At 62.8% G+C, this 15,131-nt stretch carries 14 protein-coding genes; 7 read left to right on the forward strand and 7 right to left on the reverse strand.

Features of this window, described 5'->3' with window-relative positions; genetic code table 11:
- Positions 1–9: 9 nt before the first annotated feature.
- Positions 10–654, reverse strand: a complete 645-nt coding sequence (locus B7G52_RS15710; RefSeq protein ID WP_096698496.1) for a cytochrome c — start codon at positions 652–654, stop codon at positions 10–12.
- 221 nt (positions 655–875) lie between these two features.
- On the opposite strand from B7G52_RS15710, the gene yihA reads away from it, so the two are divergent.
- Together yihA and B7G52_RS15720 are read left to right on the forward strand one after the other, a co-directional pair.
- On the forward strand, positions 876–1,607 hold the full coding sequence (yihA, locus tag B7G52_RS15715) for a ribosome biogenesis GTP-binding protein YihA/YsxC (RefSeq protein WP_096698497.1): 732 nt from the start codon (positions 876–878) through the stop codon (positions 1,605–1,607).
- 108 nt (positions 1,608–1,715) lie between these two features.
- A complete protein-coding gene (locus B7G52_RS15720; protein ID WP_096698507.1) occupies positions 1,716–2,642 on the forward strand; it encodes an alpha/beta fold hydrolase in 927 nt (308 codons plus the stop codon).
- 56 nt (positions 2,643–2,698) lie between these two features.
- Here the strand turns inward: B7G52_RS15720 and B7G52_RS15725 are convergent, their stop codons facing one another.
- Both B7G52_RS15725 and B7G52_RS15730 read right to left on the reverse strand, forming a co-directional pair.
- The gene (locus B7G52_RS15725; protein ID WP_256387731.1) at positions 2,699–3,616 is read right to left on the reverse strand and encodes a lysophospholipid acyltransferase family protein; all 918 of its coding nucleotides are present in this window, start codon (positions 3,614–3,616) and stop codon (positions 2,699–2,701) included.
- Complete coding sequence (locus B7G52_RS15730) at positions 3,613–4,500, reverse strand: lysophospholipid acyltransferase family protein (protein ID WP_096698498.1); 888 nt, start codon at positions 4,498–4,500, stop codon at positions 3,613–3,615. The genes B7G52_RS15725 and B7G52_RS15730 overlap by 4 nt, the downstream gene beginning before the upstream one ends.
- A gap of 181 nt (positions 4,501–4,681) precedes the next feature.
- Here B7G52_RS15730 and metK point away from each other — a divergent pair, with 181 nt between their 5' ends.
- A complete protein-coding gene (metK, locus tag B7G52_RS15735; RefSeq protein WP_096698499.1) occupies positions 4,682–5,866 on the forward strand; it encodes a methionine adenosyltransferase in 1,185 nt (394 codons plus the stop codon).
- A gap of 119 nt (positions 5,867–5,985) precedes the next feature.
- On the opposite strand, the gene B7G52_RS15740 is transcribed toward metK, so the two are convergent.
- Positions 5,986–6,174, reverse strand: coding sequence for a hypothetical protein (locus tag B7G52_RS15740; RefSeq protein WP_096698500.1), 189 nt, complete (start codon positions 6,172–6,174; stop codon positions 5,986–5,988).
- A 563-nt stretch (positions 6,175–6,737) separates the two neighbouring features.
- On the opposite strand from B7G52_RS15740, the gene groES reads away from it, so the two are divergent.
- Together groES and groL are read left to right on the forward strand one after the other, a co-directional pair.
- Positions 6,738–7,028 (forward strand): co-chaperone GroES, encoded by a 291-nt coding sequence (gene groES, locus B7G52_RS15745; protein WP_096667046.1) that lies wholly within the window; start codon positions 6,738–6,740, stop codon positions 7,026–7,028.
- A gap of 169 nt (positions 7,029–7,197) precedes the next feature.
- Positions 7,198–8,853 carry a chaperonin GroEL gene (groL, locus tag B7G52_RS15750; RefSeq protein ID WP_096667044.1) on the forward strand — a complete coding sequence of 552 codons (1,656 nt, stop codon included), beginning with the start codon at positions 7,198–7,200 and terminating at the stop codon, positions 8,851–8,853.
- A 183-nt stretch (positions 8,854–9,036) separates the two neighbouring features.
- Here the strand turns inward: groL and B7G52_RS15755 are convergent, their stop codons facing one another.
- The 3 genes from B7G52_RS15755 to tal all read right to left on the reverse strand — a co-directional run bounded on the left by B7G52_RS15755 (position 9,037) and on the right by tal (position 11,967).
- The gene (locus B7G52_RS15755) at positions 9,037–9,360 is read right to left on the reverse strand and encodes a DUF805 domain-containing protein (protein WP_096698501.1); all 324 of its coding nucleotides are present in this window, start codon (positions 9,358–9,360) and stop codon (positions 9,037–9,039) included.
- 84 nt (positions 9,361–9,444) lie between these two features.
- Positions 9,445–11,010: a glucose-6-phosphate isomerase gene (gene pgi / locus B7G52_RS15760; protein ID WP_096698502.1), complete on the reverse strand. Its 1,566-nt coding sequence runs from the start codon at positions 11,008–11,010 to the stop codon at positions 9,445–9,447.
- Between the two features lie 9 nt (positions 11,011–11,019).
- Positions 11,020–11,967, reverse strand: a complete 948-nt coding sequence (gene tal / locus B7G52_RS15765) for a transaldolase (RefSeq protein ID WP_096698503.1) — start codon at positions 11,965–11,967, stop codon at positions 11,020–11,022.
- 121 nt (positions 11,968–12,088) lie between these two features.
- Here tal and zwf point away from each other — a divergent pair, with 121 nt between their 5' ends.
- Both zwf and B7G52_RS15775 read left to right on the forward strand, forming a co-directional pair.
- Positions 12,089–13,555, forward strand: coding sequence for a glucose-6-phosphate dehydrogenase (gene zwf, locus B7G52_RS15770; RefSeq protein ID WP_096698504.1), 1,467 nt, complete (start codon positions 12,089–12,091; stop codon positions 13,553–13,555).
- A 150-nt stretch (positions 13,556–13,705) separates the two neighbouring features.
- A complete protein-coding gene (locus tag B7G52_RS15775) occupies positions 13,706–14,554 on the forward strand; it encodes a MurR/RpiR family transcriptional regulator (RefSeq protein WP_096698505.1) in 849 nt (282 codons plus the stop codon).
- Positions 14,555–15,131: the final 577 nt, after the last annotated feature.

A 15,131-nucleotide genomic window follows, 5' to 3' on the forward strand; every position in this document is an offset into this window, starting at 1 on the left:
TCAGGGAATTCAGCGCAACCCGGCGATGTAGTCAGCCACGGCGCGGATTTCCCTGTCGTTCAGTTTGGCGGCAACCTGCGTCATCTGCAGGTTGTTGTTGCGCCCACCATCGCGGAAGGTCGTCAGCTGGGCCGCGGTGTATTCGGCATGCTGGCCGCCCAGACGCGGGTACTGCGAAGGAATGCCGGCGCCGTTCGGGCTGTGGCAACCGGCACAGGCCGGCACCTGGCGGTCGGAGATGCCGCCGCGGTAGATGCGCTCACCCAGCGTCACCAGTGTCTTGTCCTTGGCGAAACCGGGCTTGGCCTTTTTACTGGTCACCCAGTAAGCGATGTTTTTCATGTCATCGTCGCTGAGGGCGCTGGCAAACCCCTTCATGACGGCATTGTTGCGCTTGCCCGACTTGAATTCCTGGAGTTGCTTGACCAGGTATTCGGGGTGTTGCTGCGCCAGTTTCGGATTGGCGGCAATCGCGGAATTGCCGTCCGCCGCGTGGCAGGCGACACACACCGCGGTGTAAGTGGCCTCCCCCTTGACCAGATCCGGCTTGGCCACCTTGGCCGGAGCGGCCTCACCGGCCGCCCGCGAGACAGCCGGTACAAGCAGCAGGGCGGCAAATAAATAAGTAATCAACGAAGTGGAAACAAGCTTCATATCGGGGGTTTAATAGTTGACTCTAAGGTGGACCAGGCGATCGGCGCACAGCCTTGGGCTGAAATTAATAGCCCGCTGGGGCGCCAACCAACGCAAAACTCACTGATTTTACAATGGCTTGGGGGACAATCCCAAATATGAGCATATCTCCCCGATCTACACCCGTTAAAACGCAGAAGCCGACAGCCAAACGGGCGCCGCCCAAAGAAGCGGCAGCCAAAATGGCAGCCGCGCTGGCCGCCCAGCCGCCCCAGTCCGCCGAGGCGAAAATTGCCATGGGCTGGCTGCACACCGCCAAATTCCTGACAACGGCGCCCGAACTCAAACACCTGCCGGTGTATGAGTTTCCCGAGATTGCCTTTGTCGGCCGCTCCAACGCGGGCAAGTCCACCTGCATCAACACGCTGACGCAGATCAACCGCCTGGCTTTTGCCTCCAAGACCCCGGGCCGCACGCAGAGCATCAACCTGTTCTCGCTCGGCAAACAGGGGGTGACCGATGCGGTGCTGGCCGATTTGCCGGGTTACGGCTACGCGGCCGTGCCCAAGGCCGCCAAATACCGCTGGCAGCAGGTGATGGGCAACTACCTGCAGACGCGCGACAACCTCAAGGGCGTGGTGCTGCTGTGCGACCCGCGCTTGGGCCTGACCGAACTCGACGAAATCCTGCTGGACGTGATCCGCCCGCGGGTCGAGGAAGGCCTGAAGTTTCTGGTGCTGCTGACCAAGTCCGACAAGCTCAACAAAACCGAGGCGGCCAAGGCGCTGTCCATTGTGCGACTGCAGGCCGGTGGCGGCGATGTCAAACTGTTTTCTGCGCTCAAGCGGCAAGGCGTGGAAGAAGTGGCCCAGCACCTGTGGCAGTGGGCCCATCCGCCGGTCAAGCCTGATAAGGCCGCCAAGGCGGTGGCAACCCCGCCGCCGGAAAAAGAGTCAGAGTCCGGCGACGCCTGAGTCCCGCCCGACAGGCGGGGCCGGCTCTGCCGCTTGTGCATTTTTCAAGCAAAAACTGCCTGCAGCCCAGGTGATACGGGCACAGGCAGCTACTGAATGCATCGCACCATGATTGACACCCGCCTCGTTTCCCTGCCCCATGGCGTCAGCCTGTCCTGCCGCACGGCAGGCCAGACGGGCCGGCCCGTCCTGATGTTCCTGCATGGCTTTCCGGAAGGGGCTTTTGTCTGGGACACCCTCCTGACGCACTTTTCCAAGCCGGAAAACGGTGCTTACTTCTGCATCGCGCCCAACCTGCGCGGTTTTGAGAAGTCGAGCGCACCGCCGGAGGCGGACGCCTACCGGCCCAGACACCTGATGCAGGACATCGCCGCGCTCGTGGCGGAAGTCTGTCCGTCCGACAAGCGCCAGCTTGAATGCCTGGTGGCCCACGACTGGGGCGGCGCCATCGCCTGGAACCTGGCCGCCGCCATGCCGCAGCTGATGAAAAAACTCGCCATCATCAACTCGCCGCATCCCGGCACTTTTTTGCGCGAGCTGCAGCACTCGCCGGCCCAGCAGGCCGCCAGCGCCTACATGAACTTCCTGATCCGTCCGGACGCCGAGGCGCTGCTGGCCAGGGACGACTTCCGCCGCCTGTGGCAGTTTCTGACCAACGGCAGCGACCACCCGCCGGCCTGGCTCACCGACAGCGTCAGGGATCAGTACCGCGAAGTCTGGCGCGCCGGGCTCACGGGGGGCTGCAACCTGTACCGTGCATCGCCGCTGCGCCCGCCCCGGCCCGGGCCACCGCACAACGACCCAGCCGCCGCCGCGGTCACGCTGGCGCGCGAGCGCTTGATGGTCCTGCTGCCAACGCTGGTGATCTGGGCGCTCGACGACATCGCCTTGCCGCCGACGCTGATCGAAGGCCTGGCCGACTACGTGCCGGACATGCAGCTGCAACAGGTGCCGGGCGCCTCCCACTGGATCGTGCATGAACAGCCCGAGCGGGTGGCGGCTTATCTGCAGGACTTTCTGGGCCAGGCCCGTTAGCTACTGTTTTTATAGCTATTGGCGCCCGTCGCACAAGGGCTGGAGCCCGAAAGCACCTATAGACTGGCTGATCCGGCCTGGTAGAGCGAGGGCTCACCTTCCGGCCGCGTCTTGAAACGTTTGTGCACCCAGTAGTACTGCGCCGGCATGGTGTCGATGTAGGCCTGCAGCTGGGCATTCATGAAAGCGGTATCCGCCACCGGATCCTCGGACGGGAAGTTGGTCCAGGCCGGCAGAACCTCCACCTCGTAGCCCCAGGGCGTGAGGCGCGGCACCAGCGGCACCACCTTGGCGCGGCCCAGGCGGGCGAAGCGGGAGAGCGAAGGCACGGTCGCTGTCGGCAAACCGTAAAACGGCACGAACACGGAATCGTCGGGACCAAAGTCCATGTCGGGCAGCAGGTAAAGCGGATGCCCTTCGCGCAAGGCCGTCACGATGGGCTTGACGCCGTCGGCCCGTCCGAACAGCCGCAGGTGGCCAAAGCGCTGGCGGCCGCGCAGTATCCACCGGTCCACCAGCTTGTTCGACTGGTCGGTGTAAATGGTGGTCGACAGGCGCGGCGAATGCAGGGCGGTGGCGGCCCAAGCCGCATCGAGACCGACAAAATGCGGCAAAAAGATCACCGTGGGCTCGTTGCCGGCGAGTTCGTGTACCGCGCCGGTCAGGCGCACGCGCTGGCGCACCCAGACCTGCGGCGCATGCCACAGCCAGGCGCGATCCAGCCAGGCCTGCGCAAAATACACAAAGGTTTGCCGGGTCAGCTGGCGCCGCTCGGCCTCGCCGAGGGAGGGAAAACACAGCTGCAGATTCGCCCGCACGACGCGCCGGCGCGCCCCGACCAGGCCATACAGCGCCCAGCCCAGGGCCACGCCGAGCGCCCGCGCCAGAGGCAACGGAAATACCGCCAGCACCTGCATCAGGCCGATGCCGGATCGGGTGACCAGACGGCCAAGCCATCGGCGAGCGGGCGTCAAAACGCGTCCTTGCGTGGGGCCTTGTAGCGCGCGTAGCCCCACAGGTATTGCCCCGGCTGACTCAGGACAATGGCCTCGATCGCCTGGTTGATGCGCGTCACGACATGGAGGATCTCGGCCTGCAATGGCCCGCTGCGCGGGCCGCCTTCGGTCGGCGGCAACTCTTGCGCCTGCAGACTGGCCACCGGTGGCCAGATCTTGAGGAAGTAACCTTCGCCGCGCGGCAGGCGCTCGCAGCTCACCGGCAGCAGCACGGCCCCACTTTGCAGCGCCAGCCGGGCCGCCAGCGTCATGGTGTAGGCCGGCTTGCCGAAAAACGGCGCCCATACCCCCAGCCCCTCGGGTGGCACCTGGTCGGTCAGCAGGGCCACGGCCTGGTTGGCCTTGAGTGTCCTGTGCATCAGCCGGATGCCGCTCAGGCTGGCGGGCACCACCGTCAGTTGCGGCCGCTGCCGGGTCGCCTGTTCAATCGCCGCCAGCCAGGGCTTGCGGGCCGGCCGGTAAATCGCGGTGATCGGGCCATAGAGCTCGGCCAGCGCCTGCGGGCCCAGCTCGAAGCTGCCGCAATGCGGTCCGAAAAAAATCACCCCGCGCCCCTGGCCAAAGGCCTGCTCGGCATGCAGTTGGCCTTCGACCTGCACGTTCCCGAGGCAGGACTCGGTCTGCGGCCGCATCCAGAGCTTGGGCAGTTCGGCTACAAAACGTCCGGCCTCGCCAATCGCCGGCCGGGCCGCGTCAAAACCGATGCCGGCCTGCGCCACGTTGGCGCGAAACTGCCGGCGGTAAGCGGGGCTGAGCAGCCAGACCAGCCAGCCCAGGGCCGCGCCCAGCGCATGCAGCGCGCGCAAGGGCCAGTGGGAGAAAAAACGGAACAGCAGGATCATGAAAAGGCTGGGAACGGGGGCTGAGGTGTGCGGACTGTGCCGGCGGAAGGAAAACAATATAATGGCCGCTGTCGCCGAGTTACTGAACAACTTGCAGGGCGACATTAAACCAAACTGCTAAAGCGTTCGCCGAGGCACCCCAAGCCGGCAACGCGCCGACTAACTTCATGGAGTGTACGCAATGGCGAACGATTTTCTCTTTACTTCCGAATCCGTCTCCGAAGGCCATCCCGACAAGGTAGCCGACCAGATTTCCGATGCCATCCTCGATGCCATCTTCAAGCAGGACCCGCTTTCGCGCGTGGCCGCCGAAACCCTGACCAACACCGGTCTGGTGGTGCTGGCCGGTGAAATCACCACCAACGCCCACGTGGACTACATCCAGGTCGCACGCGACACCATCAAGCGCATCGGTTACGACAACACCGAATACGGCATTGACTACAAGGGTTGCGCGGTGCTGGTCGCCTACGACAAGCAGAGCAACGACATCGCGCAGGGCGTGGACCACGCGTCCGACGACCACCTGAACACCGGCGCCGGCGACCAGGGCCTGATGTTCGGCTACGCCTGCGACGAAACGCCGGAGCTGATGCCCGCGCCGATTTATTACGCGCACCGCCTGGTGGAACGCCAGGCCCAGTTGCGCAAGGACGGCCGCCTGCCTTTCCTGCGTCCGGACGCAAAAAGCCAGGTCACCATGCGTTATGTAGATGGCAAGCCACACAGCATTGACACCGTGGTGCTGTCCACCCAGCACAGCCCGGACCAGAGCGAAACCCAGCACAAGATGAAGGCCAGCTTCACCGAAGCCATCATCGAGGAAATCATCAAGCCGGTACTGCCCAAGGAGTGGCTCAAGGACACCAAGTACCTGATCAATCCCACCGGCCGTTTTGTCATCGGGGGCCCGCAGGGCGATTGCGGCCTGACTGGCCGCAAGATCATTGTGGACACCTACGGCGGCGCCTGCCCGCACGGCGGCGGCGCTTTCAGCGGCAAGGACCCGTCCAAAGTGGACCGTTCCGCCGCCTACGCCGCCCGTTATGTGGCCAAAAACATCGTGGCCGCCGGCCTGGCGCGCCAGTGCCAGATCCAAGTGGCCTACGCGATTGGCGTGGCACGCCCGATGAACGTCACGGTGTACACCGAAGGCACGGGCGTGATGTCCGACGAGAAACTCTCGGCGCTGGTCAATGAACACTTCGACCTGCGTCCGAAGGGCATCATCCAGATGCTGGACCTGCTGCGTCCGATCTACGAAAAAACCGCTGCCTACGGCCACTTCGGCCGTGACGAGCCGGAATTCACCTGGGAAAAAACGGACAAGGTCGCCGTGCTGCGGGCAGCGGCCGGCCTCAAGTAAGTTACCCCCATCCGCCGGTTGAAACCGGCGGATGGCCCCGTTTCCGCACTGTCGCTCAGGGCGGTAGACGAAAAAAAGCCACCCGGGGCGGTGGCTTTTTTGTTCGGCTTGAGAGATTCTCAGCGGGTAAAGGGCGACGGCTCGATCCATTTGCCCCCGACATCGATTGGTTTTGCATTCGGGTCGGGCTTGGGCTGCGCCTTGTTCGTCCCCTCCTCGCCAAAGGTCTTGTTCAAGGTGCTGTCTTTTTCCACTTCGTTTTCATTCTGGTCCCGCCGATTGCTTTGTCCCACGCTGACGTCAGCCATGCTTTTTCCTCCCCAGGTGGTTACGGGATCAGCTCACAAAGCCCGACGGGCTGCTGGAATGCTTCTGCAGCTGTGTGACCGTCGCTGAAGTACCGGTTTTGACAAGAAACGGCCATGCCGAGCGAACTACGCCGCCGCCCATGCCCGTCCCGTACAACCTGCCGTCTCCAGTCGCTGGACGCTCGTAACGGATGCCTGGCTGGCCGGTTCCCGTGGCAATAACAAATTGGCTCATAAATTCCCCCATGTGGGCGAAAGTGCCCGTCCATCAATCAAGTCACTTTAAATGGGCAACCGGGCACCCGTTGTCAGACGCCGGCCAGACTTTTGTAGGACAAACCATGCCGCTCAGCCCATGCGGCGGCGCCCACGGCAGGACATGAAGTCACCAGCGTCCGGCCCATTTTTGTGTTTCCTGACTTGAAACTGCCATGAAACAGCCTTATGATTAGCACTCGATGGTATTGAGTGCTAACAACCACTCACACCAGCCCATTCACAAGCACCCGCGTACCGCGCTGGTGCTTTTTGATTCCAAACCTGTTTCAAAACAAGGAGCTCCCATGAAACTTCGTCCCCTGCACGACCGCGTGATCGTCAAACGTGTTGAAAACGAAACCAAAACCGCCTCCGGCATCGTCATTCCTGACAGCGCCGCTGAAAAGCCTGATCAGGGCGAAGTGCTGGCTGTGGGCCCCGGCAAAAAGAACGACAAGGGCGAAATCAGCGCCATGGCCGTCAAGGTCGGCGACCGCGTCCTGTTCGGCAAATACAGTGGCCAGACCGTCAAGGTCGATGGCGACGAACTGCTGGTCATGAAAGAAGACGACCTCTTCGCGGTTGTGGAGAAATAAAGCTACTGCGCAGGCGCCAGGCGTCGTTGCGCGGTGCTCGCAATCCTCACGTACCCAAGTACGTTCCGGTTGCTGCGCTCCGTGCGCCTAGCCTGACACCTGCTCGCTACGCTTTCTTCCCCCACAACAGTCCTTCGCATCTATTTATTGAATTTTTTGGAGAATTAACATGGCAGCAAAAGACGTCATTTTCGGCGGCGAAGCCCGCGCACGCATGGTCGAGGGTGTGAACATCCTGGCCAACGCGGTCAAGGTGACCCTGGGCCCCAAAGGCCGTAACGTGGTGCTCGAGCGCTCTTTCGGCGCCCCCACCGTGACCAAGGACGGTGTGTCCGTCGCGAAAGAAATCGAACTCAAGGACAAGCTGCAGAACATGGGCGCGCAGATGGTCAAGGAAGTTGCTTCCAAGACTTCCGACATCGCTGGTGACGGCACCACGACTGCTACCGTTCTGGCACAAGCCATCGTCCGCGAAGGCATGAAGTATGTCGCCGCCGGCATGAACCCGATGGACCTCAAGCGCGGCATCGACAAGGCTGTCACGGCCCTGGTCGAAGAGCTGAAAAAAGCCTCCAAGCCCACCACCACCAGCAAGGAAATTGCCCAGGTCGGCACGATTTCCGCCAACAGCGACGAAGAAGTCGGCAAGATCATCGCTGAAGCGATGGACAAGGTCGGCAAAGAAGGCGTCATCACTGTTGAAGACGGCAAGTCGCTCAACAGCGAACTCGACGTGGTTGAAGGCATGCAGTTTGACCGCGGCTACCTGTCGCCCTACTTCATCAACAACCCGGAAAAGCAGTCCGCGATTCTGGACAACCCGTTTGTGCTGCTCTACGACAAAAAAATCAGCAACATCCGTGACCTGCTGCCCACCCTGGAGCAAGTTGCCAAGTCCAGCCGTCCGCTCTTGATCATCTCGGAAGACGTCGAAGGCGAAGCCCTGGCCACGCTGGTGGTCAACACCATCCGCGGCATCCTGAAGGTTGTGGCTGTCAAGGCCCCTGGTTTCGGCGACCGCCGCAAAGCCATGCTGGAAGACATCGCCACCCTGACCGGCGGCAAGGTTATCGCTGAAGAAGTTGGCCTGACCCTCGAAAAAGTGACGCTGGCCGACCTCGGCCAAGCCAAACGCATCGAAGTGGGCAAGGAAAACACCATCATCATCGACGGCGCCGGCGCCGCTGCTGACATCGAAGCCCGCGTCAAGCAGGTTCGTGTCCAGATCGAAGAAGCGACCAGCGACTACGACCGTGAAAAACTGCAGGAACGCGTGGCCAAGCTGGCCGGCGGTGTGGCCGTGATCAAGGTTGGCGCTGCCACCGAAGTCGAAATGAAAGAGAAAAAAGCCCGCGTGGAAGACGCCCTGCACGCTACCCGCGCTGCTGTGGAAGAAGGCATTGTGGCTGGTGGCGGCGTGGCTCTGCTGCGCGCCAAGCAGTCGGCCGGCGTCATCAAGGGTGACAACGCTGACCAGGACGCCGGCATCAAGCTGATCCTGCGCGCCATCGAAGAGCCGCTGCGCATCATCGTCTCCAACGCCGGCGAAGAGCCAAGCGTTGTCGTGAACGCTGTGCTGGCCGGCAAAGGCAACTACGGCTACAACGCCCAGAACGGCCAGTACGGCGACATGATCGACATGGGCATTCTGGACCCCACTAAGGTGACCCGCACAGCCCTGCAAAATGCAGCGTCCGTCTCTTCACTGATGCTGACGACCGAATGCATGGTTGCCGAGGCTCCGAAAGACGAGTCCGGCGCTGGCGGCGGCATGGGTGGTGGCGACATGGGTGGTATGGGTGGTATGGGCGGCATGGGCATGTAAATGTCCTTGCCTGAGGGCTGATCGCCGCGTTGCGGGGTCTTGCCGTACCTTTGGTACTGTCTACGACCCCGCGCCTTGCGCTAAGCCCTCATGCTGCGTCCGGCCGCTTTTCACGCAGCCAGACACAAAGAAAAAAACCCGCAGAGCGCGAGCCCTGCGGGTTTTTTCATGCGTATTCGAAACTCAGGTCGGCGCGTATTCGTTGCCAGCGTCACGGGCCGGCTGGGCCCACCAGTAAACCAGCACGAACCAGCCGATGACGGTGAGCATGATGAGCTGCCACCAGCCGCTTTTGCCAATGTCGTGAAGACGGCGCGTGCCTGCGGCCAGGGCCGGCAGCAGCAGGACCAGACCCACCAGGCCGCTGAGCATGTCACCCATCATCGAAGCGGCAATGGAGACCAGGACCTGAAACAGGAAAAACCACCAGAATTCAGGGCGCGATGCGCGGCCGGAAAAGATCGCGTACTTGGCGAAACAGGTGGAAATGGCTTGACCGAAGTTCATGTTTTTTCTCCTCCTCAGGATAAAGACGGGGCAAATACCCCGCGCCATGATAGGCCAGACCCGCGCGAGCGCCGCGGCTGTCCTTCAGCGCAAGCGCTGCAGCAAGCCCGCCGTCGAGGCGTCCAGCCCCGAAACATTTCCACTGCGCAGACGCGGCTCAATGTCTTTGGCCAGCACCTTGCCGAGCTCGACGCCCCACTGGTCAAAGCTGTTGATGCCCCAGATGGCGCCGCTGACAAAAACGCGGTGTTCCTGCAGCGCAATCAAAGCGCCAAGACTGGCGGGAATGAGTTCATCCAGCAGCAGGAAGGTGCTGGGCCGGTTGCCGGGAAAATGCTTGTGGCCACCTGTATCGTCCTGGCCCAGCATCAGCGCCTGGGCTTGGGCCAGCACGTTGGCGAGCAGCTTGTCGTGGTGGCCCGGCAAGCCATGGGACGATTTTTTGACTGCGACAAACTCGACCGGCACCACGTCCGTGCCCTGGTGCAGCATCTGGAAATAGGCGTGCTGGCCATTGGTGCCGGGCTCGCCCCAGAGCACGGGCGCGGTGGCAAAAGGCAGCGGCTGCCCCTGGGCGTCCACGCGTTTGCCGTTGCTCTCCATCTCCAACTGCTGGAGATACGCCGGCAAGCGGCGCAAGGCGCTGCTGTAGGGCGCGATGCTGCGGCTGGTGAAACGGTGAAAGTTGCGGTACCAGACATCGAGCAGACCCAGGCGCACCGGCAGGTTCTGCGCCAACGGTGCAGTGCGAAAATGGCCGTCCATCGCGTGGGCGCCAGCCAGCAGCTCGCGAAAACCCTGGGCGCCTATGCTGATGGCCAGCGGCAGGCCAATGGCTGACCACAGCGAATAACGCCCGCCCACCCAGTCCCAGAAGCCGAAGGTCGTGCTGATGCCAAAGGCTTGAGCCGCTGCGACGTTGGTCGTCAGCGCCGCGAAATGGCGCGCGATGTCCTGTCCGCCCTGTGCCTCGAACCAGTGCTTTGCCGACAGGGCATTGGTCATGGTTTCGGTGGTCGTGAAGGTTTTTGACGCAATCAGGAACAGGGTGTTCTGCGGCCTGAGTCGCGCCAATACGCCGGCGAGCTCCTGCCCGTCGACGTTGGAGACAAAATGAAAGCGCTTGCCGGGAATGCGAAACGCGTCAAGCCCCAACACCGCCATCTGCGGCCCGAGGTCGGAGCCGCCTATGCCGATGTTGACGATGTCGGTGATGGCCTCGTCCAGACGCACCTGCTCTGCGTAGGCCAGCATGGCGGCCAGGGTCTCATGCACCTGGAGGAGCCCGGCCGCTATATTTTCAGGAGCAACCAGCGCACGTCCTTGCTGGGCTGGAGCCGGATTTCTCAATAAAAAATGCATGGCCGCACGACCTTCGCTGCGGTTGATCTTCTCACCGGCAAACATCGCATCGCGGTATTGCTCCACGCCACGCTGGCGCGCCAGCTCCAGCAGCAAGGCCTGGGTGGGTGCGTCGACCAGGTTTTTGGAAAGGTCGGCAAAAACGTGCGGCGCCTCCTGGCTGAAGGCTGCGAACCGGCCGGGATCGGCCGCAAAGGCCTGTCGCAGGTCGAAACTTTTCCCTGTCGCCTCAAACTGCGCCTGCAGCGCAGCCCAAGCCGGGGTCTGGTGGCAAGGTGGTCGGTTCATCGGCCGGACTCAGGCGGCCAGCATCAGCTGTTCAAGCTTGACCGCGTCCGCTGCAAAGGCGCGTATGCCTTCAGCCAGCTTTTCGGTGGCCATCGCATCTTCGTTGAGTGCGTAGCGGAAGGTCACCTCGTCAAAGCCGACGGCCGGCAGATCCAGCGCCTGTGCAGCCCGGGCGTCCAGCGCGCGCGCCAGCGGCGCCTCGCTGGCGGCCAGCTGGCCCAGCAGTTCGGGGCTGATGGTCAGCAGGTCACAACCAGCCAGGGCGGTGATCTGCCCGATGTTGCGAAAACTCGCCCCCATGATCTCGGTCTTGATGCCGAATTTCTTGTAGTGGTTGTAGATCTGGCGCACCGACTGGACGCCGGGGTCGTTGGTGCCGGCGTGGGCGGCCTCGTCCCATGCGGCCCCGGCCGACTTTTTGTACCAGTCGTAGATGCGGCCGACAAAGGGTGAAATCAGCTGCACCCCGGCTTGTCCGCAGGCCACCGCCTGGCAGAAGGAAAAAAGCAGGGTCAAGTTGGTGTGGATGCCGCGGTCTTCGAGTCGGCGCGCGGCCTGGATACCCTCCCAGGTGGCTGCCACCTTGATCAGCACGCGGTCGATGGGGATACCTTCGGCCTCGTACAGCTCGATGATGCGTTCGCCGCGCGTGAAGGTGGCGTTGCTGTCGAAGCTCAGGCGCGCATCCACTTCGGTCGACACCCGGCCCGGGATGATGGACAGGATCTCGCAGCCAAAACGCACGAGCAGCCGGTCCATGGTTTCATCCAGCGCGCGGCCGCGAAACTTCGCCACGGTGTCCACCAGCAAGGGCCGGTAGTCGGGCTTTTGCACGGCCTTGAGGATCAGCGACGGATTGGTGGTCGCGTCCTGCGGCTTGTAGGCGTCGAGTTGTTTGAAATCACCGGTGTCGGCCACCACGGTGGTGAACTGCTTGAGGGCTTCGAGTTGGTTCATGGTGAAAGTGTAGGTGGGTCACGGCCAGGGCACTGTAAGACCAGCACCTGATTGAGTTACGATTATGGCAACATCATATGAAACTTTATTACATATCGGTCGATCGGGAAGGTTGGGGAACATGAGTTTTGATCTGGTCCTGTTTGGCGGCACGGGCGACCTGACCTGGCGCAAATTGATGCCCGCGCTGTTCCAGGCCTTCCGGCACGGCTCGCTGCCCGCGGATGGCCGCATTGTGGGCGTGGGCCGCGACGCCATGAGCGATGCAGAGTACCGCGCATTGATACGCGCACGTTTTGACAGTGTCGAGCTGGCCAAACGCCCCACCGGTGACGAATTTGAACGTTTTGCCGCGCTGCTGCACTACCTGCGCATGGACCTGTCCGGTCCGGCCGACTATGCGGAACTCGCCACCCTGCTCAAAGCACGCCAGGCCGACACCGTGGTGATGTACCTGGCCACCGCGCCGACACTTTTCAAGGCGATCTGCGAAAACATGGCGGCCGTCGGGCTTAATGGCCCGCAAACCCGCGTGGTGCTGGAAAAACCACTGGGCCATGATCTCGCCTCGAACCGCGCCATCAACGAGGCCGTGCTGCGTGTGTTGCCGGAAAAGCAGATCTTCCGCATCGATCACTACCTCGGCAAACCCTCGGTGCAAAACCTGTTTGCGCTGCGTTTCGGCAACTCCCTGTTCGAACCGCTGTGGCGGCGCGAGACCATTGCCAACATCCAGATCACGATTGCCGAAGAGCTGGGCGTGGAAAAACGCGGCGCCTTTTACGACAGCACCGGCGCCCTGCGCGACATGGTGCAAAACCATGCGCTGCAGCTGCTCTGCGCCATCGGCATGGAGCCGCCGATCAACGCCCACGCCGATGCGATCCGTGACGAAAAGCTCAAGGTGCTGCGCTCGCTCAAGGCGTGGACACCGGAAACCCTGAAGCATCACGTGATTCGCGGCCAGTACACCGCCGGCACCATCAACGGCGAGGCCGTGCCCGGCTACCTGCAGGAAAGCGGCGTCAGCCCGGACAGCCGGACCGAAACCTTTGTCTCCCTGCGCGCCGAAATCGCCAACTGGCGCTGGGCCGGGGTGCCGTTTTACATACGCACCGGCAAACGCCTGGCCGACCGCGACGCCCACATCGAGGTGAACTTCCGACCGACGCCACACGCCATCTTCAAGTCGCCGCTGGGCGCCGGCAACCGGCTGGTGATCAACCTGCAGCCCAAGGACGGGCTGGAACTGCACCTGCTGGCGCAAGGCCAGGACAACCGCCAAGGCGGCCGTGCGGCCAGCCAGACGCTGGCGCCGGTGCAGTTGGACCTCGACTTTGACAAGCGTTTTGGCACCGAACGTGTCGGCGCCTACGAACGCCTGCTGCTGGACGTGATCGATGGCCGGCTGAACCTGTTTGTACGCAGCGACGAGCAGGAAGAGGCCTGGCGCTGGGTCGAACCGATTCTGGACGCCTGGCAACACGACACCGATGGCCCGCGCCCCTACACAGCCGGCACCTGGGGACCCAGCGCATCGAGCGCGATGATTGCGCGGGACAGCCACTGGTGGAGCGAAGAGAGTTGAGCACAATGTGGCCCCCACGGTCGCTCACTGCATGTAGCTCCCTGCCCCCCGGGGGGGCCGCTGCGCCTGCGGGCCGGCAAAGCCGGACCCGCGGCCCCTGCTTGGAATACGCCATCGGGGACGTAGTTCGCGACGTTTGGGGTTCATCCAGTGCTTGACCGCATCAAAGCCTGCCTGCCTTCGCTGGCGCCGGCCGAGCAGCGGGTTGCGCACCTGGTGCTCAGCGATGCGCGTGCCTTTGCCAGCCTGCCGGTGACCGAGCTGGCCGCACGTGCCCATGTCAGCAAACCGACGGTGATCCGGTTTTGCCGCAGCGTCGGTTATGACGGCCTGTCGGACTTCAAACTCAAGCTGGCTGGCAATGTCAGCGAAGGTGTGCCCTTCATTCACCGCAGTGTCGATGCGGATGACAAGACCGGCGACGTGCTGGTCAAGGTGATTGACAACACGGTGGCAGCCTTCCTGAAGTACCGCAACGATGCCAGCTCGGCGCTCATCGAAAAGGCCGTGCTGGCCCTGGTGGCGACCTGCTCCAGCGGCCAGCGCATTGAATTTTTCGGTGTTGGCAATTCCGGCATCGTCGCGCAGGACGCGCAGCACAAGTTCTTCCGCCTCGGGGTGCATGCCATCGCCTACAGCGACGGGCACCTGCAGGTCATGAGCGCCTCGTTGCTCCGGCCGGGTGACTGCGTGGTGATCATCTCCAACTCGGGCCGCACGCGCGATCTGATGGACGCCTGCGACATCGCCCGCAAGAACGGCGCCACCACCATCGTGATCACGGCCAGTGGCTCGCCGCTGGCCGCCGCTGGCCACATCCATCTGGCGGCAGACCACCCGGAGGGCTACGACCGCTACAGCCCCATGGTGTCGCGCCTGCTGCACCTGATGATCATCGACATCCTCGCCACCTGCGTGGCGCTGCGCATTGGCAGCCCGACCCTGCACCCGCTGCTCAAGGAAATGAAGAACAATTTGCGGAGCAAGCGGTACGCGTGAGGTTCTTCGGCTCTATTGAGCATCCATAAATCATGACAGGCAACTTACTACCGTTCGCCCTGAGCTCGGCCTGTCCTGAGCTTGTCGAAGGATCGAAGGGCTTCGACAGGCTCAGTCCGAACGGAGTGGCGTCATGCATTACGAAAACATCAATAGGTGCGCCCGTTGAGGCCTGTGCAAGCTGCGCTTTGGTGGGTCTTCAAACAGGCCGGGTCTCGCCCCGGCGGGCGAGGCACTTTGTCTTTGCTTCGCCAAAGAAAAGTACCCAAAAGAAAGGCGACCCGATGGTCTGGGTCCCTTCGCTTCGCTGCGGGCAACCTCCGGTGCTCGGTAAAAGCGGGGGCAGGCACAAACTCGGCTGCGCCTCAAACAAGTGCCAGCCCTGATCCGCTTTTGCCTGCGCTCCTCGGCCCAGCCCGACGGGTGGAGGACGAAAGCGGATGCGGGGAGCCCTGACGCGCAAAGCGCGTCAGGGCGGAGTCAAGCGGCCCTCATGTTTGCACGCGAGCGCAGCACACGCGGCCAAATGAAGCTCCCCGCCATCGCCCAGCGGGGCGAGGGAGGGGTGGGGGGAGGG

Source organism: Polaromonas sp. AER18D-145, assembly GCF_002379095.1.
Taxonomy (GTDB): domain Bacteria; phylum Pseudomonadota; class Gammaproteobacteria; order Burkholderiales; family Burkholderiaceae_C; genus Polaromonas.